The sequence below is a fragment of the Geminisphaera colitermitum TAV2 genome, from assembly GCF_000171235.2.
Classification (GTDB): Bacteria; Verrucomicrobiota; Verrucomicrobiia; order Opitutales; family Opitutaceae; genus Geminisphaera; species Geminisphaera colitermitum.
In genome coordinates, this window is record NZ_ABEA03000216.1 from 1 (window position 1) to 699 (window position 699).

Consider the following 699-nt stretch of genomic DNA (forward strand, 5'->3'; position numbering starts at 1 on the left):
TGGCCAGTCCCCATTGGCAGTTCGCCAGTCCCCATTGGATGTTGGACGTTCGGCGTTGGATGTTGGACGTTCTCCCCGCCCGCCCTTCCCCCCCCCCCCCGTCCGGAGCCCCTGTCGCCACAACCTGGCGCTACATCGGCCTCGCGCACGGCATCCACGCCCTCTTCGAAACGCCCGCGGGACTCATCCTTCTCGACCGCCGCGCCGCGCAGGAACGCATCCTCTTCGAGCGGATCGAACAACAATTTGCCGACCACTCCATCGCCACACAACGCCTCCTCCTCCCCGTCCCCCTCGAACTCGACCCGGTCTCCAGCGCGCTCCTGACCGACCGCCTGAAATTCCTCGCCGAACACGGCTTTGAAGTTGCCGAGTTTGGTCGTAATTTTTTCCGCATCGAAGGCATCCCCGACTGGATGGACCCCGCCGCCGCCGCCCCCTTCCTGCGCGACCTCCTCGGTGCCATCCGCGACGGCCAGCTCCCCGAACGCGACATTGCCGCGGCCCGCCAGTTCCTCACCCGCCTCTCCGCCACCCGCGCCATCCGCCTCCAGGCCGCTCCCTCCGCCGCCGAAATGCAGACCCTCGTCGCGCAACTCTTTGCCTGCGACGCCCCACACACCAGTCCCTCCGGACGCGCCACGCACATCGAATTCACCCACGGCGAACTCGACCGCCGCTTCCAACGCTGACGCCCCG

General features: G+C 67.7%; 1 protein-coding gene. It reads left to right on the forward strand.

What is annotated here, in order from left to right; genetic code table 11:
- A partial coding sequence (locus tag OBACDRAFT_RS24320; protein ID WP_486606342.1) for a DNA mismatch repair MutL family protein occupies positions 1–692 on the forward strand: 692 nt, incomplete at its 5' end.
- Positions 693–699 lie beyond the last annotated feature (7 nt).